At 71.7% G+C, this 20,621-nt stretch carries 16 protein-coding genes and 1 tRNA gene; 3 read left to right on the top strand and 14 right to left on the bottom strand.

Features of this window, described 5'->3' with window-relative positions; all coding sequences use genetic code 11:
* Positions 1-72: 72 nt before the first annotated feature.
* The 10 genes from D3230_RS12770 to guaB1 all read right to left on the bottom strand — a co-directional run bounded on the left by D3230_RS12770 (position 73) and on the right by guaB1 (position 10,989).
* Positions 73-873: a fumarylacetoacetate hydrolase family protein gene (locus tag D3230_RS12770; protein WP_202345417.1), complete on the bottom strand. Its 801-nt coding sequence runs from the start codon at positions 871-873 to the stop codon at positions 73-75.
* Complete coding sequence (locus D3230_RS12765) at positions 870-1,973, bottom strand: branched-chain amino acid aminotransferase (protein WP_202345416.1); 1,104 nt, start codon at positions 1,971-1,973, stop codon at positions 870-872. Before D3230_RS12765 ends, D3230_RS12770 begins: the two co-directional genes overlap by 4 nt.
* Before the next feature lie 55 nt (positions 1,974-2,028).
* Positions 2,029-3,087 carry a 3-isopropylmalate dehydrogenase gene (locus D3230_RS12760; RefSeq protein ID WP_202345415.1) on the bottom strand — a complete coding sequence of 353 codons (1,059 nt, stop codon included), beginning with the start codon at positions 3,085-3,087 and terminating at the stop codon, positions 2,029-2,031.
* 137 nt (positions 3,088-3,224) lie between these two features.
* A tRNA-Glu gene (locus D3230_RS12755) sits at positions 3,225-3,297 on the bottom strand.
* A gap of 473 nt (positions 3,298-3,770) precedes the next feature.
* The gene (locus D3230_RS12750; RefSeq protein WP_202345414.1) at positions 3,771-5,480 is read right to left on the bottom strand and encodes a hypothetical protein; all 1,710 of its coding nucleotides are present in this window, start codon (positions 5,478-5,480) and stop codon (positions 3,771-3,773) included.
* The gene (locus D3230_RS12745) at positions 5,477-6,142 is read right to left on the bottom strand and encodes an ABC transporter ATP-binding protein (protein WP_202345413.1); all 666 of its coding nucleotides are present in this window, start codon (positions 6,140-6,142) and stop codon (positions 5,477-5,479) included. Before D3230_RS12745 ends, D3230_RS12750 begins: the two co-directional genes overlap by 4 nt.
* A 29-nt stretch (positions 6,143-6,171) precedes the next feature.
* Complete coding sequence (locus tag D3230_RS12740) at positions 6,172-6,579, bottom strand: phage holin family protein (RefSeq protein WP_202345412.1); 408 nt, start codon at positions 6,577-6,579, stop codon at positions 6,172-6,174.
* 123 nt (positions 6,580-6,702) lie between these two features.
* Positions 6,703-7,788, bottom strand: a complete 1,086-nt coding sequence (locus D3230_RS12735; protein WP_202345448.1) for an AI-2E family transporter — start codon at positions 7,786-7,788, stop codon at positions 6,703-6,705.
* A 148-nt stretch (positions 7,789-7,936) separates the two neighbouring features.
* Positions 7,937-9,367, bottom strand: a complete 1,431-nt coding sequence (gene thrC / locus D3230_RS12730; protein ID WP_202345411.1) for a threonine synthase — start codon at positions 9,365-9,367, stop codon at positions 7,937-7,939.
* 107 nt (positions 9,368-9,474) lie between these two features.
* Positions 9,475-10,989: a GMP reductase gene (gene guaB1, locus D3230_RS12725; RefSeq protein WP_202345410.1), complete on the bottom strand. Its 1,515-nt coding sequence runs from the start codon at positions 10,987-10,989 to the stop codon at positions 9,475-9,477.
* Between the two features lie 159 nt (positions 10,990-11,148).
* On the opposite strand from guaB1, the gene D3230_RS12720 reads away from it, so the two are divergent.
* Both D3230_RS12720 and D3230_RS12715 read left to right on the top strand, forming a co-directional pair.
* Complete coding sequence (locus tag D3230_RS12720; RefSeq protein WP_202345409.1) at positions 11,149-12,060, top strand: DUF4190 domain-containing protein; 912 nt, start codon at positions 11,149-11,151, stop codon at positions 12,058-12,060.
* A gap of 245 nt (positions 12,061-12,305) precedes the next feature.
* Positions 12,306-14,810, top strand: coding sequence for a DUF4073 domain-containing protein (locus D3230_RS12715; RefSeq protein ID WP_202345408.1), 2,505 nt, complete (start codon positions 12,306-12,308; stop codon positions 14,808-14,810).
* A gap of 347 nt (positions 14,811-15,157) precedes the next feature.
* Here D3230_RS12715 and phnE read toward each other — a convergent pair whose 3' ends face one another.
* The 4 genes from phnE to D3230_RS12695 all read right to left on the bottom strand — a co-directional run bounded on the left by phnE (position 15,158) and on the right by D3230_RS12695 (position 19,642).
* Positions 15,158-16,873 carry a phosphonate ABC transporter, permease protein PhnE gene (gene phnE / locus D3230_RS16455; protein ID WP_337249174.1) on the bottom strand — a complete coding sequence of 572 codons (1,716 nt, stop codon included), beginning with the start codon at positions 16,871-16,873 and terminating at the stop codon, positions 15,158-15,160.
* Complete coding sequence (gene phnC, locus D3230_RS12705) at positions 16,870-17,736, bottom strand: phosphonate ABC transporter ATP-binding protein (RefSeq protein WP_202345407.1); 867 nt, start codon at positions 17,734-17,736, stop codon at positions 16,870-16,872. The genes phnE and phnC overlap by 4 nt, the downstream gene beginning before the upstream one ends.
* Before the next feature lie 138 nt (positions 17,737-17,874).
* Complete coding sequence (locus tag D3230_RS12700; RefSeq protein WP_202345406.1) at positions 17,875-18,828, bottom strand: phosphate/phosphite/phosphonate ABC transporter substrate-binding protein; 954 nt, start codon at positions 18,826-18,828, stop codon at positions 17,875-17,877.
* Positions 18,829-18,880: 52 nt separating this feature from the next.
* Positions 18,881-19,642 carry an HAD-IA family hydrolase gene (locus tag D3230_RS12695; protein ID WP_202345405.1) on the bottom strand — a complete coding sequence of 254 codons (762 nt, stop codon included), beginning with the start codon at positions 19,640-19,642 and terminating at the stop codon, positions 18,881-18,883.
* A 154-nt stretch (positions 19,643-19,796) separates the two neighbouring features.
* Between D3230_RS12695 and D3230_RS12690 the strand changes: the two genes are divergently transcribed.
* The gene (locus tag D3230_RS12690; RefSeq protein WP_337249173.1) at positions 19,797-20,555 is read left to right on the top strand and encodes a GntR family transcriptional regulator; all 759 of its coding nucleotides are present in this window, start codon (positions 19,797-19,799) and stop codon (positions 20,553-20,555) included.
* Positions 20,556-20,621: the final 66 nt, after the last annotated feature.

Raw genomic sequence — 20,621 nt, 5'->3', positions numbered from 1 at the left:
AGAGCGGGCAGAGAAACGCCGGGGTTCGCGCACGAACCCCGGCTCTGCGGTTCGGGACTCCCGTCCCCGGAGTTACTCCCCCGCGTCCCGCACCGGGTTCCGGAGGATACCGATGCCCTCGATCTCGACCTCGACGACGTCGCCCGACACCATCGTGCCGACCCCCGCCGGCGTGCCGGTGAGGATCACATCACCGGGCAGCAGCGTGAAGGCCTGCGAGGCGTGCGCCACGATCTTCGCGAGCGAGTGAATCAATTGAGAGGTGCGGCCGTCCTGCCGGATCTCGCCGTTGACGCGGGTCTGGATCCGCGCATCGCTCAGGTCCAGGTCGGTCTCGATCACGGGCCCGAGCGGGCAGAACGTGTCGAAGCTCTTGCCCCGGGTCCACTGCCCGTCCTTCAGCTGCAGGTCGCGGGCGCTGACGTCGTTCGCGCAGGTGAAACCGAACACGTATTTCAGGGCCTCGTCCTCGGGCACGTCCTTCGCGATCGCGCCGATGACCAGGGCCAGTTCGCCCTCGTGCTCGACCCGATCCGAGATCGCCGGGCGCACGATCGCGTCGCCCGGACCGATCACGGAGGTGTTCGGCTTCAGAAACAGCAGCGGCTCCTCGGGGGTCTCCCCGCCCGTCACGTCGCGCATTTCCTCGATGTGATCGGCGTAGTTCTTGCCGACGCACACCACCTTCGAACGCGGGATCACGGGAGCGAGCAGGCGCACCTCCTCGAGCCGGAGTCGGCGGCCGGTCGTGTCGTAGCCGGCGACGATCGGATCCGCCACCAGTTCCACGATCTCGATCCCGTCGCCCTGCTCGGCGGCGTCCAGGATGCCGTAGGAGATTTCCCCGTCAATCTGGAACCGCGCGACCTTCATCGTGCGACCTCCGCGGTGGTGATCTCGGAAAGCCAGCCGTGGCGGTCCTCGCGGGTGCCGAACTGGATGCCGGTCAGCTCCTCGCGCAGCGACATCGTGAGCGCGCCGGGCGCGTTCGCGCCGAAGTCGATCACGAAGTCCGCGGACTTCAGCCGCTGGATCGGGGTGATCACGGCGGCGGTACCGCACGCGAACGCCTCGGTGATCGTGCCATCGGCGACGCCCGCGCGCCACTCGCTCACGGTGATCTCCCGTTCCTCCACCGCGTGGCCGCGATCCTTCGCGAGCTGGATCAAGCTACGGCGGGTGATCCCGTCCAGGATGTTGCCGTTCAGCTGCGGGGTGAGCAGGGTGCCGTCCGCGCGAACCAGGAACAGGTTCATGCCGCCGAGCTCGTCGATCGTGTCGACCGTGGCCGCGTCGGTGAACAGCACCTGCTGGCAGTCGTTCTCCGCCGCAACCTGCTGCGGGAGCAGGGAGGCCGCGTAGTTGCCGCCGCACTTCGCCGCGCCGGTGCCGCCGCGCCCGGCGCGGGCCAGATCCTGCGACAGCCAGATCGACACCGGCTTCACGCCGCCCGAGAAGTAGGGACCCGCGGGGCTCGCGATGATCAGGAAGCGCGCGCGCTCGGCGGCCCGCACCCCGAGGAAACTCTCGTCCGCGATCATGAACGGGCGCAGGTAGAGGCTCTGATCGGCGCCGCTCGGGACCCAGTCGGCGTCGATCCGCACGAGCTCACGCACGGCCGCGACAAACAGCTCCTCCGGGATCTCCGGCAGCGCGAGGCGCACGGCCGACTCGTTGAGACGCTTCGCGTTCGCCTCGGGCCGGAACGTCACGATCGAGCCGTCGGCCCGGCGGTAGGCCTTGAGGCCCTCGAAGATCTCCTGGCCGTAGTGCAACACCGAGGACGCGGGATCCATCGGAATCGGTCCGTACGGAATCACCTCCGCGTCGTGCCACCCGGCGTCCTTCGTCCAGACCACCGAGATCATGTGATCGGTGAAGACGTTGCCGAAGCCGGGATCGGCGAGCAGTGCCTCACGCTCGGCCGCGGTGCGGCGCGTCGCTTCGGTGTGGGTGAATGCCAGGTCAGTCATGAAGGGTCTTTCTCGCGAGTACTGAAACGTCAGGGTGCGCCGGGATGGCGGGGAACTAGCGGGCCGGGATCGCGGCGATCACCGCGTCGCCGACCGCCGCCGTCGAACGGGCGTCGGATCCCCGGGAGGCGAGGTCTGCGCGCACCGCTGTGCGGACGCGCTCGCCCTCGGCCTGCAGGCCCAGGTGGTCCAGGAGGAGTGCCGCGGACAGGATCGCCGCGGTCGGGTCCGCCTTCTGCTGCCCTGCGATGTCGGGAGCAGAGCCGTGCACGGGCTCGAACATGCTCGGGAACGTGCCGTCGGGATTGATGTTTCCGGAGGCCGCCAGCCCGATGCCGCCGCCGATTGCGCCGGCCACGTCAGTGAGGATGTCTCCGAACAGGTTATCAGTGACGATCACGTCGAAACGCGCCGGATCCTGCACCATGTGAATGGTGGCCGCGTCGACGTGCATGTAGTCGACCGCGATCTCGGGGTACTCCGCCGCGACGGCCTCGACGATGCGCTGCCACATCGCGCCAGCAAACACGAGCACATTGGTCTTGTGCACCCACGTGAGCTTCTTCCGCGGGCGGGCCTGCGCGGCCTCGAACGCGTACCGAACCACGCGCTCCACGCCCATCGCCGTGTTCACCGAGACCTCCGTCGCGACCTCGTTGGGCGTGCCGGGGCGGAGCGCGCCGCCGTTGCCCGCGTACGGGCCTTCGGTGCCCTCGCGCACCACGAGGAAGTCAACGGCACCGGGATCCCGCAGCGTCGACTCGACGCCCGGGAACAGCGTGCACGGGCGCACGTTCGCGTAGTGCTCGAAGTCGAAGCGGAGCTTCAGGAGCAGGCCACGCTCGATGTTCGCGTGCTTCAGGCGGGCATCGCCGGGAACCCCGCCGACCGCACCGAAGAGGATCGCGTCGTGTGCCGCGATCGCCTGCTGCTCGGCCTCGGGCAGGGTCTCCCCCGTCGCGAGGAAACGGTCGGCACCGAGCGCGAACTCCGTACGCTCAAGCGTCACGTCGCTTCCCACGAGTGCGGCGTCGAGCACGCGATTTGCCTGCGCGATCACCTCCGGGCCAATGCCGTCGCCGGGGATGACTGCGAGCTTGATGGTGCGGGTCACTGAGCGCTCCTCTGTATGCCGAAACGGAATGTTCCCAGCATACTCGGGGGCCCGCGGGCGGGAGCTCGCATTCGCGGCGGGACACACGGCCCGAAAAACCACGAAAGCCCCACCCGAAGGTGAGGCTTTCGATCCGGTGACCCCAGCGGGATTCGAACCCGCGTTACCGCCGTGAGAGGGCGGCGTACTAGGCCGCTATACGATGGGGCCGGACGCTGTCGTGAGCTTCGGGATTTTTTCCCGCTGCCCTGACGACTTGTATATTCTGACACGATTCGGGGATCACGGCCAATTTGGCCACTCATCCCGGGTGTGTCCCGCGGAAATCCGCCAATGTTGCGCCGACCGCTCCCGGCCTCCTCGGTGCCCCGGACACGTGGCACCGAGGCGACTCGGCGCGATCTCGAGGGCCGAGCCGGCATCCACTGCGCCCATCCGGAGCGCGCGGAGCGGATCCATGGGTGAGTTTCGGGGACTTGGCGTTCGTGAAGGCCCGGAAACTCACCCATGGATGACGCGGGCGCGCGGGGCGCGCACGCAGGCAGGCGGGGCGCACGCGGGCACGCGGGCAGGCGGGGCGCACGCGGGCACGCGGGCACGCGTGCGGGGCGCGCGTGCGGGGCGCGCGTGCGGGACGCGCGTGCGGGACGCGCGTGCGGGACGCGCGTGCGGGGCGCGCCAGGCTAGTGCGCCGCGGCCTCGGTGCCCGAGGTGAGGCGGGACCGGGCCCAGGCGCCGAGCCCGGCGAGCAGCACGAGCGAGCCGAGCAGGGCGAGCAGCAGGCCGGCCCCGGACGCGGCCGCCCACATCGCGCCCAGCGCCGCCCCGACGAGCGCGGCGACCACGGGACCGTCGATCGACCAGAGGAACACGTTCACCGCGGCGAGATCGCCCGCCGCGGTGGGCACCGGGGCCAAGAGCCGGAGCGGGATCGTGCCCTTCAGGGCCCCGGCCACCCGGAGGAGCACGGTGGCGAGCGCGAACACGGGCGCGGTCCCGAGGACCGCCAGGACGTCGGGGGCGGCCGACGCGGTGCCCACGAGCACGAACGCCACCCCGGCGATCAGCGTGACGAGGAGCGCGAGCCCGAGTGCCACGACCGCGTGGCGCAGGATCAACCCGGCCGGCGAGAACGGCAGCAGCGGCGGTGCCCCGGCCCCGCCCGCGGCCGCCGCGATCCCGCGGCACCACGGACCCAGCGACCAGAGCGCGCAGACGAGGGCGAGCGCGCCGAGCAGTGCGGCGCCCCCGATCCCGCGCGGCACGCACACCGCGGCCGCCCACAGCGCCCCCGCTGCGGCAACGCCGCACAGCGCGGCGAGGCTCCGCCCCGGCGCACGGAGCAGCCCGAGGAGATCGCGGCGCACCACAAGCGAGAGCGGGTGCGGGGCGCGCCCCGCGCGAGCCCGCGGAGTGAGTCGCAGGCGGCGTCCCCACCGGACCGGAACCCCGAACCGGGCGACGGCGGCGCTCGGATCGCCGCTCAGCGCCAGCGTGCTCGCGCTGTCCCAGGTCGCCGCCTGCGCGCGCAGCAGTTCGCGCGGGAGCCGGCTCGCCAGGGGAAGCGCCGCGGCACCGAGCGCCAGGGCCACGGCCCCGAGCAGGATCAGATCGCCGGGCACCCCGCTCCCGGACCACGCGGCCGCGTCCTGCGGGAGCGCGTCCGCGTGCACCGCTCGGGCCGCGGCTGCGAGGACGCGGGCGGCCGCCGACCAGGGATCCGGGAGCGGGGCGACCCCCCGCTGCGCATCGGCCCCACCGCCCCCGAGCAGCGCCTGCGCTCCCGCGAGAAGCAGCAGGCCGCCCGCGAGGCCCGCACGGGGAGACGGTCCGCGCTGGCCGAGCAGTTGTGCGCCCACGAGGATCGCGCCGAGGCACGCGCCGCCCGCCACGACGGCCAGCCCCATCCCCCACCCCAGCGGGCCGGACAGGAGCAGCGCCACGGCGACGATGCCCCCGGCGAGCGCGCCGAGGAGGACGCCGCCAGTGCCCCAGCGCAGGAGCGACCCCGCGAGCAGCCGGGTGCGTGGAATCGGTGACGTGAACAGGAGGTCCAGCTGCGGCAGACCGGCGCGGGCGGGGCCCAGATGACCGCCCAGGAGCACGGCCCCTGCGGTGAGGAGCGTCAGCGCCACGGCGAGCGTCGACGTGTGCGTCGTGGCCGTGCCCGGCAACCCGGGGGCCAGCCCCAGGACGAGGGTCCGCACGAATGGCGCCACGACCGTGATCCCGAGCATCACGGCGAGGTACACCCGGTAACTCACGTCCCCCGCGGAGAGCTGCTCGCCGCGGGCGCGCCGGATGGCGCGGACGGCCCGGAGGCCCGTGAGGGGCGCACGGGGCGACGCGCCGGGCACCGGGCCGGGCGGCGCGGCAGGCACCCCGCGTGTCACGCCGTCGCACCCCCGACGTGGAGGGAGGTGTCGGCCACACGCGCCACAAGGTCCGCGTCGTGCGAGGCGAAGGCGACCGCGACACCCGCACCGCGGGCCGCGAGGATCGCGTCGCCGAGGAGCCCCCGCCGGTGGGGGTCCAGCCGCTGCTCGGGCTCGTCGAGGAGCAGCACGCTGCCCGGCCGCGCAAAGGTCGCGGCGAGCGAGACGAGCTGGCGCTGCCCGCTCGACAGTTCGTGCGGGAAGCGGGTCTCCAGGTGCCGAATCTCGAAGCGGTCGATCGCGTCCACGCCCCACCCCGGCCAGGCTACGGCCGGTGCGTCGGCCCGGGCGCGGGGCCGCGCAGCCGCACCCGCCCACGCCCCCACGATCAAGGCGATCTGATCGCGGAGCGTGAGATCCGGGTAGAGCACGGGCGGCTCGATGAGCGCCGCGATGTGCTGACGCACGGCGCGGGCGCGCTCGTCAAGTGGCCGGTCGAACAGGGTGGCGCGGCCGCGCGTGGGGCGGAGCCGACCGGCCAGCACCCGCAGCAGCGTCGTCTTCCCCGCACCGTTCGGGCCGCGCACCGCGGCGCAGCTCCCGGGGCGCAGGGCGAGGCTCGTGTCCGGCAGGAGCACGGCACCGCTGAGCTCCACCCCCACCGCGTCAGCGGTGAGCATCGGGGCGGATGTGTGATCGGGGCGAGAAGTCAGCGCTGTGCCCCCACGAGTTTCGCGGCCGCCCGGCGCTTGAGCCGTTTGTCCACCACGAAGGCCATGATGATCCAGCCGCCGAGCGCGGTGATCACCCACACGATGATGGGCGCGAGCACCCAGGAATCGAGCCCCTGAATCTGGATGCCGTTCGGGAACAGCGTCGCGACCCACAACGCGAGCACGGTGGCGACGAGCCCCACACCGCCCGCGAGCGGCGCGGCATAACGCTGCGCAATGTTCAGCACGAACGGGCCGAACAGCGCGTGCGCGAGCGTGAACACGCCGAGCGCCACGAAAAAGCCGGCCAGGTGCAGGGTGACTCCGGGGAGCGCGAAATGGATCACGATGAGCGCGATCGCCCCCAGCACGATCTGCGTGAGGATCTGGAACAGGAACCGCATGACACTCCTTCGTCGGTCACGGCACCCGCCGCCGCGCTCGCTGCCAGAGTAGCGCACCTCGGGGTTCTCGGCGCGGGCACCACAGCGGCGGGCACCGCGGCGGCGGTCACCGGTGCGGCGCGGCTATGCGCGCTCCTCGCGCGGGCGGAACCACTTGGCGGGAAGGTCCGGGCCGTCCCACACCTGGATGATGCCCCAGGCGACCGCCGCGATCGGCACCGCGAGCACGGCGCCCAGGACGCCGCTGAGCACGGTGCCAATGGTCAACGCAAGCAGGATCACGAGCGAGTGCAGTTTCAGCGCGCGGCCCATCAGCACGGGCTGCAGGAAGTTCCCCTCGAGCTGGTTGACGAGCACCACCACGCCGACGACAAGGATCGCACTGAGCGGCCCGTTTGCCACGAGCGCGACCAGGGCGGCGAGGATCCCCGCGAGCGTCGCGCCGACGATCGGGATGAACGCCAGCACGAACACCAGCACGGACAGCGGGAGCGCGAGCGGCACCTGCAGGATCATGAGTCCGATCCAGATGCCGATCGCGTCGACCGCGGCCACCGCGGCGGTCCCGCGCACATAGGACCCAAGTGTCGCCACCGTCTTGTCGCCGGCGCGCTCGGCGCGGGCGAGCCCCTCGCCCGAGAAGGGGCGGAGCAGGAATCGCCAGATCTGGGGGCCGTCCTTCAAGAAGAAGAACAGCACCACGACCATGAGCACGAGCCCCGTCACGAAGCCCGTCACCGCTCCCACGCCGGCGAGCGCACCGGAGCCGAACTGCGAGCTCGTGAGGAAGTCGACGACGGTGTCCTGCCACTCGGAGATCTGATCCGCACTCGGCGCGAACGGCAGGGTTTGCACCCAGTCGAGCACCTGCGTGAAGCCGTCGTGGGCCTGCGTGGCGAGTTCGTCCCACTCGTCACGCACCGCCCACACGATCAGCCAGCCGACGCCGGTGAACAGCAGCACGACCGCGAGCAACACCATCACCGTCGCGAGGACCGACGGCACGCCCCGACCCCGCAGCCACCGCATCACCGGCGAGAACGTCGAGGCGAGGATCAGCGCGAGCAGGATGGGGATGACCACGGTGCTGAGGCTGCGCAGCCCCAGCACCACGACGGCGGTGAGCGCGAGCACGATGATGACCTGCAGCGAACGGGTCGCCATCTTGCCGAAACCGTCCGCCCACAGGCCCCGGCGGCCTCCCCGCATCGCGGCCGGCGGGGTGTCCGGCCGCCCCGGCTCAGCGGCACCCGTGTGCCGCTCAAGTATGGCGATCCGGTATTCCAATTCGCGCGAGCTGCGTCGTCCGAACACGTGGCCTCCCCCGGTGGTCGAGTGCGTGGTGATGCGTTGGAGTCTACGCCCGCACGGCCCGCGCGGCGATGAACTCGCGCAGCTGCGCCGCATCGTCGGCCATCTCGGTGACGTGCTGCGGCAGCTCCAGGAGGCCCGCGAGGTGCTCCGGAATGCCGAGCTGCTGACCGGTGGCCTCGAGCACGATCTCCGGGAATTTCTCGGGCTTCGCGGTCTCGAGGACCAGCATGGGCACACCCGGCTCGACGTGTTCGCGCGCCACCTTGACGCCGTCGGAGGTGTGCGGGTCGATGATGATGCCGCGTGCCGCGTGCACGTCGCGGATCGTGGCGACGCGGTCGGCGTGCGTGCTCGTGCCGCTCTGGAACCCGAACTCGCTCTGGAGGCGGGGCAGCTCGGCGGTGAGGTCGATCCGCCCCGTCGCGTCGAGTTCCGCCCACGCGGCGGACAGCCGCTCGGGGTCGCGCCCCAGCAGGTCGAAGATGAAACGCTCAATGTTGGACGCCTTCGAAATGTCCATCGAGGGGCTCGACGTCAGGTAGGTCTCGGCCGAGCCGCGAGGCGCGTAGATCCCCGTGCGGAAGAACTCATCGAGCACGTTGTTCTCGTTCGCGGCGAGCACCAGGTGCCGGATCGGCAGCCCCATGACCTTCGCAAGGTGTCCCGAGAGGATGTTGCCGAAGTTGCCCGACGGCACCGTGACCGAGACCTCGAAGCCCGCGCGATCCGCCTCGGCGACCCCGTCGGTGGCCCGCAGCCACGCCCAGAAGTAGTACACCATCTGGGCGCTGATCCGGCCCAGGTTGATCGAGTTCACCGTGCCGAGCGAGTTCGCCCGCTTGAAGTCCAGGTCGCCAGAGAGCTCCTTCACGAGGTTCTGGCAGTCGTCGAATACGCCCTCGACGGCGATGTTGTGGATGTTGTCGTCGGTGAGGGAGTACATCTGCGCGCGCTGGAAGTCGCTCATGCGCCCCTGCGGCGAGAGCATGAACACCGCGATGCCGTCCTTGCCGCGCAGCGCGTACTCGGCGGCGGAGCCGGTGTCGCCCGAGGTCGCGCCGATGATGTTCAGGCTGCGGTCGGTGCGGGCGAGCACGTACTCGAGGGCCTGGCCCAGGAACTGCATGGCCATGTCCTTGAAGGCCAGCGTCGGCCCCTCGGACAGGCCGACAAGCGTGATCTGATCGTCGATCGCGGTGAGCGGGACGACCTCCTCGGCAACAAACTTCTCGGCGCTGTACGCGGCGGCGCACATGGCCGCGAGGTCTTCGCGCGGGATGTCGGTGGCGTAGTGGCTCAGGATCTCCGTCGCCAGCTCGGGATAGCTGAGGCCGCGCAGCGCCTCAATGTCCGCGGCGCTCAGCTGCGGAACGGTCTCTGGGACGACCAGGCCGCCGTCGGTGGCGAGCCCTTCCAGCAGGATCGCGCTGTACGGTGCCGGGGCCATGCCGCCGCGGGTCGAGATAAACTTCAACTTTGCTCCTCGTCGTTGGTGCCGCACCCAGTCTATTCGGGCGCGTATGCGGAATCCGCGCGGGGGCGTGGCCGTGCCGGATCTCGCGGGCGGCGTGGCCCCCTGGGCTACCAGCTGACCGGCAACGCTTTGCCCTCTTCGTAGCCCGCCGCGGACTGCAGCCCGACACGCGCCCGGGCGTGGAACTCGGCGAGCGAGCTCGCCCCCGCATAGGTGAAGGAGGAGCGCACGCCGGAGGTGATCATGTCGAGCAGGTCCTCGACGCCGGGCCGCGCCGGATCGAGCAGGATCTTCGACGAGGAGATGCCCTCCGCAAACAGCTCCTTGCGCGCGAGCTCGTACGCGTCGAGGCCCCCGAACCGCCCCTGCACGGCCTTCGTGGAGGCCATCCCCCAAGACTCCTTGTACTGCCGCCCGTCCGCGTCCGTGAGGAGCTCTCCCGGCGACTCGGCGGTCCCCGCAAACCAGGAACCGATCATCACCGAGGCCGCGCCAGCCGCCAACGCGAGGGCCACGTCGCGCGGGTAGCGCACACCCCCGTCGGCCCACACGTGCGCACCCAGATCCCGCGCCGCCGATGCCGTTTCGAGGACCGCGGAGAACTGCGGCCGGCCCACGGCCGTCATCATGCGGGTGGTGCACATCGCGCCGGGGCCGACCCCCACCTTCAAGATTGTGGCACCCGCGTCCACGAGATCGTGCACGCCGTCCGCGGTCACAATGTTGCCCGCAACGATGGGAAGCCCGAGGTCCAGACCGCCGATGGTGCGGAGCGCGCGCAACATGCTCTCCTGATGCCCGTGCGCGGTGTCGACCACGAGCACGTCGGCGCCCGCGGCGGCCAGGGCGCGGGCCTTCCCCGCGACGTCCCCGTTGATGCCGACCGCGACGGCGACCGCCAATCGGCCGTCGCGGTCGAGCGCGGGCGCGTAGATCGTGCGGCGGAGCGCCGAGCGGCGGGACAGGGTCCCCACGAGCATCTCGCCCGAGATCACGCCCACGGCGTCCGCCGCGGTCGGGCCGTCGCTGCCGCTCGCGCCGTCCCCCGCCGCGGTCGCCGCCACGACCCGGTCGAACGCGAGCCGAGCGTCCTCCAGCTCGGCAAGCTCGAGCAGCGCGGGGGCACCGTGCAGCAGGTCGCCGAGCCGCGCGTCCGCCGGGACCGACGCCAGGCGTTCCGCCGACAGGATCCCGCGCAGCGCAGCCACGGGCACCCGATCCGACGCGCTCGCATCGGCCCCGCGGTCCGCCACCACCACCGTCTGGCCCGGTGCGCGCGGGATCAGTCGCAGCGCATCCGCGGCCGTCGCCTCGGGCGGCAGCACCATCGGGGAATCCACCGCGACCGGCTGGGCTTTCACCCAGCGGATCGCCGCCTCGGTGTCGGCGAGCGCGAGGTCCTGCGGCAGCACCGCGAGCCCACCGCGACGCGCGAGCACCGCGGCGAGGCGCGGGCCCGTCACCGAGTTCATGTTGGCCGCGACGAGCGGCAGCGTCGCCGGGGTCCCGTCCTCGGGCCGCAGCTGCACATCGAGCCGGCTCGTCACCGCCGAACGCCGCGGCACGAGGAACACGTCTGCGTAGGTGAGATCGACCGTGGGTTGGCTGCCAAGAAACTCCATAGCTGCCACGCTAGGCCATTCCGGGCTTTAGGTCATCTGGCTGCCGTTACTACAATGGGCGGGTGCCACCCGCGATCGGTGCGCGCCCGGATCCACCTGCAACGTCGTCCTTCGGCCGGATCCTGCCCGTCTCAATCCTTGCCAAGGAGCCTATTCTTCATGTCCGACCCGAACCTCCCCGGTCCCGAGTCGTCGCAGCCGACTCCTCCGTCGCCGCTTCCGCCCGCCACCGATCTGCCCGGAGCCGATCTCCCCGTCGCCGACGCGACGCCGACCACCCCCGACGTGCCGGCGGCGCCGCCCGCCGCGCCCGAGGCCCCCGTCGCGCCCCCGGCGTACACCGCAGCGCCCCCGGCCTACCCGGCGGCTCCGCCGGCGTATGCGGCGGCTCCCCCGGCCCCGCCGCTGGACGGTCCGCCCGCCGGCGCCCCCTACGCGGGCACCCCGTACCCGAGCGGCCAGCCGCAGCAGCCTCCCATGAACACGCTCGCGATCATCGCCCTCGTCGGCGGCATCCTGTTCAACATCGTCGGCATCATCTGCGGCCACATCGCGCTCGGCCAGATCAAGCGCACCGGTGAACGCGGCCGCGGCCTCGCGCTCGCGGGCACGATCATCGGCTACGTCAGCCTCGCGATCTCGATCATCAGCATGATCGTCATGTTCGTGTTTATCGGCGTCGCCGCCCAGACCGCCAGTACCACGGTGTCGAGCTCCCTCAGCCAGCTTGAGGACGCCACCGCCGAGCTCGAGTCCTCGTTGCCTGACACGAGCGATCTCTCGGTCGAGCCCGACTCGGCCACCGCCGATATCGAGCGCTCCCCCGAGTTCTGCGCGGCGCTCACCGCGGCGCTTGAGACCGAGAGCAACCCGAACGAGATCGAGTTCTCCCCCGAGGAGATCGCCGCCTACGAGGCGCTCGCCAAGGTCGATAGCCCGCACCAGGACGTGTACCAGAAGTTCGCCGAGTTCACGAAGGATCCCGCGATCCTCACGAGCGACGCCGACTTCACCGCGGTGCTCGGAGACTTCTCCTCGGTCCTCTTCGAGGACAGCTTCGCCTGCGCCTAAGCCGCAGTCCGACGCCTGAACGCCCGAGGCCCGCACGGAACACCACCGTGCGGGCCTCGGGCGTTCGCGTGCGTGGGCGGCACCGCACGACGAGTGCTGGACAGGTTTGCACAGCTGTTCGCGGGTGCGGCCGGGTTGGGACGGGGACGTCACCGAGCGTTCACCGGCGTTCCAGCGTCCGTTTGCCTGCGCCCAGGAGGCTGCTGAGCGGCCCGATTCTTACGGGCCCCTCAGAAAGGATCTCCATGACCTCGTCCTCGTCCGCGTTCTCGCGCCGGCACTGCGCCGTCGCCGGCGCGCTGCTCTCCGCCGCACTCGTGCTGCCCCCAGCCACGGCGGCATCGGCGACCGCCCCGGAAGCGAGCCCCGCCCAGGCTATTCCGGCGGCCGAAACCCCCGGCGGCGCGGCCGCCGAAGCGGCAGACACGGCACCCGCGAGCGGCTCCACCATCGCGCTGTCGAGCGGCAGCGCGATCACCGGCTCCACCCTCACCGTCGCCTACGAGACGGATCAGCCCGACTCCCAGAACTGGATCGGCATCTACCGGGAGTCGGTGACGCCCGGCGATGCTCCCTCGGTGATCTGGCAGTACACCCCTGAGACGAGCGGCGACGCCGTGTTCACCCTCGACCTCGCGCCCGGCAGCTACCACGTGTGGTTCCTCGCGCAGGGCGGATACACCCCGCTCGCAGACATGCACCCGCTCACCGTCACCGCGGATCCGGCGGCCCCCGCCCCGCTCGAACCCGGAAACCCCGATGCGCCGGTCGAGATCGACCCGGTGCGCACGGACGTCTCGACCGACGGAGTCCTGCTGCGCGCCGGCTTTCCGGATGGCGCGCTCCCCGAGGGCTGGGAGATGACCGTCGAAACCTCCGGCGCGGGCGACGACCGCTACGCCGGCTGGAAGCCGACGACCCGTGCGGACTGGTCCGCCTCGGTCGACCAGATGCGCGACCGCTTCGGCCGCACCGACCGCGGCTTCCTGGTGGCCGACGCCGCGCAGTTCGGGGCGGGCCCGATCCGCACGACCCTCACGAGCGCGCCCATCGACGTGGCCGCGCTCGACTCCGTGCGACTCACCTTCGACAGCCACTACCGCGGCGCCGCCGGGCAGAGCGGCGTGGTTCGGGCCAGCTTCGACGGAGCAGCGCCCGTGGAGGTGCTGCGGCTCGATTCCACGACCGTCACGGATGGCTACGACGGCATGCAGATGAACGCGGCGCAGGATCTCACCGTCGACACACCGGCCCGCGCGCAGTCCGTGGTGTTCTCCTGGGAGTTCACGGGCGACGACACCGCGCACTACTGGGGCATCGATTCCGTTACGGTGCACCAGGCTCAGGCGGCCACGGCGGCCGAGCCCACCCAGGCCTGGGTCGTCTCCGATATTCAGGGGCACCCCGCGGACCTCGCGCACGGCATCGAAGACTTCGCGAAGCTCGCCCCCAAGGCGGACGGCCTGCTGATGGTGGGCGACATCGTCGCCTCGGGCACCGTCGGCGAGTGGCGCGAGGTCACGGACGTGATGGACGCCTCCGCGGACGTGCGCCCGCCGAAGACGGTGGCGGGCATGGGCAATCATGAGCGCTACGCGAACGGCGGGTTCGACGCGAACTTCCAGCGCTTCCTCACGTTCGCGGAGCGGGATCAGGCTTGGGGCGAGTACGTGTTGGAGGGCCCCGCCGGGGACCTCCCCGTGATCGTGCTCGGTCAGGAAATGGCGGGCCCCTCGGATGTTCCCATGACGGATGCGCAGGTCGAGTTCCTCGAGGAGCGCCTGGCGCACTGGACCGCGCAGGACCGGCAGGTCGTGGTGATGAGCCACTTCCCCCTCGGCAACACCGTCTCCGCCTCGTGGTTGCCGTGGTACAGCGGCCACCACCAGCACAACCAGCGGCTCACCAGCATCCTCGGGAACTACCCGAACGCGGTCGTGTTGAGCGGGCACACGCACTACCCCGCGGAGCTCGGCGACTGGGCGATGCAGCGCCGCACGGCGGACGGCCACGCCGACGGCTTCTGGGCCGTGAATACGCTCGCCATGCACATCGAATGGGACGCGCGCGGCGAGAATACGCGGGGTGCCACCGAGGTCACGACGCGCGATGTCAACCGCGGGCTGACGCTCGACTCCTACGGCGACCGCATCGTGATCACGGCGCACGACTTCGCCGCGGACACCCAGCTGCGCCAGGTCACGATCCCGAATCCGCTCGTCCCGTTCGCCGCGGAGCTCGCCCCGGAGGCCGAGCGTGACGCCGACTACGCGGCCGTGGATGCCGCCCTCGCCACGGTGCCCGCCTCGCTCACGGCGTACACTCCCGAGTCGGCCGCCGCCGTCACCACGGCCGTGGACGCGGTGGTGCGCGACCTCACCGCCGACCGGCAAGCCGAGGTCACCGCGATGGCCGACGCCATCGTCGCCGCCGTCGCCGGACTCGTGCCGCTCACGACGGAGCCGGGCACCGAGCCGGGCACCACGGAGCCGGGCACCGATCCGGGGACCACGGAGCCGGGGACTGACGGACCCGGGACGACCGAGCCGGGCACCGGCACCGCGAAGCCCGCTCCTGGCGCCGTGACCCCGGCGGGGACGAGCTCCGGCGCCGGCGCGGCCGCACTCGCAGCGACCGGATCGGCCGGCGCTGCGGGGCTCTGGGCCGGGGCGCTCGCACTGCTCTCCGCGGGCGCGGCGCTCGTGCTCACGCGCCGCGGGCGCGGGGCACGGCGACACACCACCGACTAACCCGCGGGACGTCCCGGGCCCGCCGCCCAGGACCCCACCCCGCAGACTCCCCGCGCTCGGGCTCCGGCCCCAGCACGGGGAGTTTTGGCGTGCGCCAGGCACCGCACCGCCGACCGCCTCGGCCTCCGGGCTTCCGTTCCCCGGCCCCGACGATGCTGCGCTCGACACCTCGAGGACTCGGATGCGCAGCTCGGAGCCAGATCGCTCGGCCGCTTCTCCCCCACGCGCGGCGCGACCCGTCCCCGCGCCCGTGCGAGCCGCCCTCCAGCAGAACGCGACGACGGTTGCCCCTCCGCAGAGGAACAACCGTCGTCGAAGCTCGCGCCGTGCGCGGGACGGGACCCGCCCTACGCGAGGAGGCGGCGCAGCCAGGAGGAGAGCCCCTCGACGAGGAACACGATGACCAGGACGCACAGCAGCAGGAAGAGCAGCTCGTGCTGGTTGATGCGTGCCGCGCTCGAGAGCATGTAGCCGATTCCGCCACCGCCGACGATGCCGAGCACCGTGGCCGAACGTATGTTGGTGTCGAGCAGGTACAGCGTGTGGCCCACGAACGCCGGCACCGCCTGCGGGAACGTCGCCCCCGCGAACACCTGCGTGCGGCTCGCCCCCACGGCGGTGAGCGCGCGCTCGGGGCCTGGGCTGACCTCCTCGAGCGAATCGGCGACGAGCTTGCCGAGCAGCCCGATTCCCCCGATCCCGAGCGCGAGCACCGCGGCACCGGGGCCGAGCCCGGTCAGGATGATGAAGAACAGGGCGAGGAGCAGCTCGGGCAGCCCGCGGATCACGATCAGCGTGAGCCGCGCCCCGGCTCGCACACCCGGGTTCGGGGCCACGTTGCGCGCCGCACAGGCACCGATCAACACGGAGAACACCACCGCAAACAGGGTCGCCGCGAACGCGATCTGAACCGTCTCCAGGAGCGCGAGGGCCACCTCGCCCCACTTCTCCTGCGCGAGCGACGGGGGCCACAGCCGCGCGGCCGCGATCCCGAGATTCTTCCAGAAGTAGGCGAAACTGCTGCCCTGCGTCGCGGCGATCACCACGGAGACAGCGAGCACGAGCGTGGTGCCCCAGATCAGGCCCGCCTGGCGCCGCCGATCCGGCGTCCAGGGGATGCGGCCCGCGCGGCCCTGGCGCACGCGGGCCTCGCGGCTCGCTGCGGCGCGGGCGACGTTCGATGCGTCCGCCGGATCCGAGGTGACCCGCCGCACGAGGCGATGCGCGATGCTGCGGCCCGCCGGCTGCGCCCCGAGCAGGGAGCGGCGGATCAACGCGGAGACGACCTCGAAGGCGACGCAGAGCACGAAGATGATGATCGCGTAGGGCATCGCCTCGCGGTAGTTCAGCGTCTGCATCGCGTGGCTGAGCTGCTGGCCGAGCCCGGCCACGCCGACGAAGCCGAGGATCACGGAGACGCGGAGGTTGATGTCGGCGCGGTGCAGCACGATCGCGATGTAGGCGGGCAGCACCTGCGGCCAGACCCCGCCCCAGAATTGCTGCGCGCGGCTCGCCCCGGCGGCACGCAGCGCCCGGACGGGTCCCTCGTCGATCTGCTCAATCGCGTCTGCCGTGAGCTTGCTGATCATGCCGATCGAGTGGATGCCGAGCGCGAGCACCCCGGCGAGCGCGCCCTGACCGATCACGAGGGCGAAGATCATGGCCATGATCGCGTCGGGCGCGGCCCGCGTGGTGACGCCGAGGAACCGTCCGAGGGCTCCGCTGCCGCGGCCCGGGGTCGTGGTGCGTGCAGCGAGATACGCGACCGGAATCGAGATCGCCGCCGCGAGGGCGGTGCCGCAGAATACGATGGCGAGCGTCAGCGCGCTCAACCACAGGGTCTCCCCGACGGTGGGCCACACGAACGGCACGGTGCGGGCGAGAAACTGCCCGGCGTACTCGGTGCCCCGCACGAGCTGCTCACCGGAGAGCCCAACCCCGCGGAACGACCACAGCCCGGCGGCGAGCAGGGCGAGCAGCAGCGTGGTTGCGACCACGGCGTTGCGGCTCGGCCTGGGGAGCGTGGCGTGCGGTGCGGGCCGCGCGGCCGTCGCGCCGGTCACGCGTGCGCGCCGCTCAGCTCGCGCGCGGCGTGGTCCACGCCGTTTCGGGCGCGCTCGCGGGTGAGCACGTCGCGCGGATCCAGCGACGCGGGTGACATCGTCTCCGCGTCGACCGCGACCTGCCGGTACACCTGCATCACGGTGTCCGCGTCGAGCGCGACCGCGGGGAGATCGAGCACGACCTCGCCGTGCCGCAGCCCGACGATGCGGTCGGCCCAGGCGAGGGCGAGCTCCACCTGGTGCAGACTGCACACGACGGTGAGGCCGCGTCGCTCCGCGATCTCGCGGATCAGGGCCATCACCTGCTGTGCGGACTCGGGATCGAGTGAGGCGACCGGTTCGTCGGCGAGCAGAATCTCCGGATCCTGCATCAGAGCCCGCGCGATCGCGACCCGCTGTTGCTGACCGCCCGACAGCGTGTCCGCGCGCTGGAACGCGACGTGCTCGAGCCCCACCTCAGCCAGCAGCTCGAGCGCGCGGATCCGGAGCCGGCGCGGGTAACTGAGCAGCCCGAGACGCGGGCCGCGGAGCGTGGCGAGCGCGCCCGTCAGCACGTTCTCGAGCACGGAGCTCGGGCCCACGAGTTCGAACTGCTGGAAGATGAAGCCGATCCGGCGGCGGATCCCCCGCAGCTGCCGGCCGCGTGCGCCCGCGAGGGGCGAACCGAAGACCCGCACCTCGCCGGCGCTCGCGGTCTCCAAGCCGTTCAGGTGCCGCAGCAGCGTGGATTTGCCGGATCCGGAGAGCCCCAGAAGCACCACGATCTCCCCGGCGGCCACGCTGAGCGAGACGCCGTCAAGGGCCGTGGTGGGTCCGTACTGCTTCGAGACGTCGGTGAGCTGAATGGCGGGGGTGTCAGACATGGGATCGCGGCTCCTCAGATCGGGGGCTGGTCGGGTGGGGCTGGTCGGGTGGGGGCTGAGCTCGGGGCCGTCCCGTGGGCGGGTCCGGGGGCCCGCACCGTCGCGCGGTGTCGGGCCCCCGGGGTGCTCAGGCGCGGGTTACGGCTGGCACTGCGCGGCGCCGGTCTCTTCGCAGACCTTGCGCACGCTGTCGTAGTAGGAGTCTTCGACGGGGACGAGCTCCGTGAAGAAGGCCGTGAAGGCGTCCGTCACCTCGATCCCCTCGGCGGCGATCTGATCGATCGTGATGTTCTGGAGCGAGTCCTTGAGGGACTGCTGGACGTCCTCCGGCAGGTTCGTGGACATCACGAGCGGCGCACCCGGCACGGTCACCCGGTTGATGACTTCGAGGTCGCCCTCGGCGAACAGCCCGTCGGCGATCCCGGTCGTCTCGACGACCGCGTCCTCCGCGAAGCCCGCGTCGCACTCCACGCCCTGCGCGGTCTTCTGCGCGGAGGCGTCGTGGCCGCCCGCGAAGACCGGCGTGACGTCGGTCTCCGGGTCGAGTCCGGCGCTCAGCAATTCCGCGCTCGGGTACAGGTAGCCGGAGGTCGAGCCGGGATCCACGAAGCAGACCTTCTTGCCCTTGAGATCCTCAATCTTCGTGATGTCGGATCCGGCGGGCACCACGGTGAGCGACTCGTAGCCGGGCTCCGCGCCCTCGCTCGTCACGGTCACGCCGATCGGGGTGAGCGGGGCGCCACCGTTCGTCGCGGCGACGTAGGTGAAGCCGGAGAAGTTGCCGATATCGATCCGGCCCGCGATCGAGGCCTCGACGAGCGCGGCGTAGTCGGTCGACTGCACGAGCTCGACCTCCTTGCCCGTCTTCGCGGCGATGTAGTCGACGAGCGGCTGAAAGTTGCTCTCGACCGACTGCTGGTCCGGGACCATGCCCATGACCAGCGTGTTCTCGTCCTTCGCGAAGCCCGCGGCGGAGCTGGTGCTGTCCGCGCCAGCATCGGCGGACTCCGCGGCCGGGGAGCAGGCTGCGAGCGTGCCGACGAGGGACAGACCTGCGACGAGCGCGAGGCCGCGGCGGAGTGATGAATTCACGGGGGTACCTTTCAGTGGGTGGTGCGGAACAATACGGCGATGCAGGTGATGGTTAGCGGGTGGCGGGGTGTGCGTGGCGCTCGGCGAGCGTGCGCACCCACGCGGCGTCGGCGCCGCGCAGATCCGGCACCAGCTCGTGGGCGTGAGTGGCCCAGCTCGCGCCGTCGGCACGGACGAGAACGCTCGTGCAGCCCGCCGCGAGGGCGGCACGCAGGCCCACCTCGGAGTCTTCGAACACGACACACTCCGACGGCGCACGGCCGAGCAGTCCGGCCGCGCGGAGGTACGGCTCGGGGTGGGGCTTCGTGTGGCCCACGTCGTCGGCGCTGATGGTGTGCGCGAACAGGGAGAAGTCGACGTGGCGGGCGGCGGCCTCGACCCAGCGGCGCGTGGAGCTTGTGACCAGCACGAGCGGCACGCCCGCGGCATGCAGGGATCGCAGCAGTTCCTCCGCGCCCGGGCACCACCGGATATTGCCCTCCATTGCCGTGAGCGAGTGGGCCTCGAGCTGTGCCGCGACCGCGGCGGGATCCGCCGGGGCCGACGCGGGGGTGTCTGCGGCGGCCTCAGCTACCGCCGCCACGATCCGGGCGCTCGCCTGTTCGGTGGTGGCCCCCTCGAGGCGCGCGATCGTCTCCTCGGTGGCGGCGATCCCAAAGTCGGCGAAGACCGCGCGGACCGTGTCGAGCCAGGTCGCCTCAGTGTCGAGCAGCGTGCCGTCCATGTCGCACAGCACGGCGAGGCGCGAGGGATCGAGCGGGGGTTCAGGGTGGGCGGGGGGAACCGCGATGAGCGGGGCGGGAGCGATGTTCACCCGTTCATTACGGCGGTCCCGGGTGAGCAGCACCGAACGAATCGGTGAACACCGGGTGAACCCTGTGGGGCGGCTGCCCGCAGGCGGCGGACAACTGCGAACGGCTGTCCACCGCCCGCCCGCGCGCGGCCGTCCGGCCCCGTACGCTGGCGGGGTGACGACTTCACCCGCAACCTCGCACCGGCAGGTGCTGCGCGACCTCCTCGCCCGGATCGTGGACGGCGAGTTCGCCGCCGGCACCGCGTTGCCCTCCGAAACCAAACTCGCCGAACGCTACGGCGTCGCCCGCGGAACCGTCCGTAACGCGCTTTCCGGCCTCGAGGATCGGGGCATGGTGACGCCGGTGCAGGGTGCAGGCTGGATCGTGCAGTCCACGCTGCACACGCAGAGCTTCGTCGAGCTGCGCTCCTTCGCGCAGTGGGCGCGGAGCAAGGGGATGACGCCGGGCGGCCTCGTCCACACCTCGGAGCCGGGGCCGGCGAGCGCGCTGGAGGCCCGCAAGCTCCGGGTGGCCGCGCGCAGTCCGGTGCTCCGCGTGACCCGGACCCGCACCCTGGACGGGCGCATTGTGATGCTGGAGCGCACCGCGTACCCGGAGTGGATGATGCCCCACATCAGCGCGATCCCGGCCGACGAGTCCTCCGTCGTGGACGTCATGCAGCGCGAGTTCGGGATCACGACCGCGCACGCTGACCACGCGATCGACGCGGTGCCCGCCTCGAGCGCCGATGCCGCGCTGCTCGGCGTCCGCCGATCCAGCCCGCTCCTGCGCGTGCGGCGCACGAGTTTCACGAGCGGCGGGCGTCCGATCGAATTCGGCGAGGATCGGTATCTCCCGGATACGGTCACGTTCCAGGTGCAGGCCTCCAGCGTGGGCAACACCCTCACCCGCGGCGAGTTCAGCGCGGGATAGCCGGCGCGCGCGCCGTGCTCGCGCTCCGGCAGCGGCGGCCACTAACGTAGTGCACAGACACTTCAG

The organism is Leucobacter chromiireducens subsp. solipictus (assembly GCF_016758195.1).
Classification (GTDB): domain Bacteria; phylum Actinomycetota; class Actinomycetes; order Actinomycetales; family Microbacteriaceae; genus Leucobacter; species Leucobacter solipictus.
This window is presented reverse-complemented; position numbering and strand designations above follow the sequence as displayed.

Bases quoted from the DNA above. Each gene is read 5' to 3' on its own strand.
- D3230_RS12770 (WP_202345417.1), bottom strand. From the start codon at position 873: ATGAAGGTCGCGCGGTTCCAGATTGACGGGGAAATCTCCTACGGCATC.
- D3230_RS12765 (WP_202345416.1), bottom strand. From the start codon at position 1,973: ATGACTGACCTGGCATTCACCCACACCGAAGCGACGCGCCGCACCGCG.
- D3230_RS12745 (WP_202345413.1), bottom strand. From the start codon at position 6,142: ATGCTCACCGCTGACGCGGTGGGGGTGGAGCTCAGCGGTGCCGTGCTC.
- D3230_RS12740 (WP_202345412.1), bottom strand. From the start codon at position 6,579: ATGCGGTTCCTGTTCCAGATCCTCACGCAGATCGTGCTGGGGGCGATC.
- D3230_RS12735 (WP_202345448.1), bottom strand. From the start codon at position 7,788: ATGCGGGGAGGCCGCCGGGGCCTGTGGGCGGACGGTTTCGGCAAGATG.
- guaB1 (WP_202345410.1), bottom strand. From the start codon at position 10,989: ATGGAGTTTCTTGGCAGCCAACCCACGGTCGATCTCACCTACGCAGAC.
- D3230_RS12720 (WP_202345409.1), top strand. From the start codon at position 11,149: ATGTCCGACCCGAACCTCCCCGGTCCCGAGTCGTCGCAGCCGACTCCT.
- D3230_RS12715 (WP_202345408.1), top strand. From the start codon at position 12,306: ATGACCTCGTCCTCGTCCGCGTTCTCGCGCCGGCACTGCGCCGTCGCC.
- phnC (WP_202345407.1), bottom strand. From the start codon at position 17,736: ATGTCTGACACCCCCGCCATTCAGCTCACCGACGTCTCGAAGCAGTAC.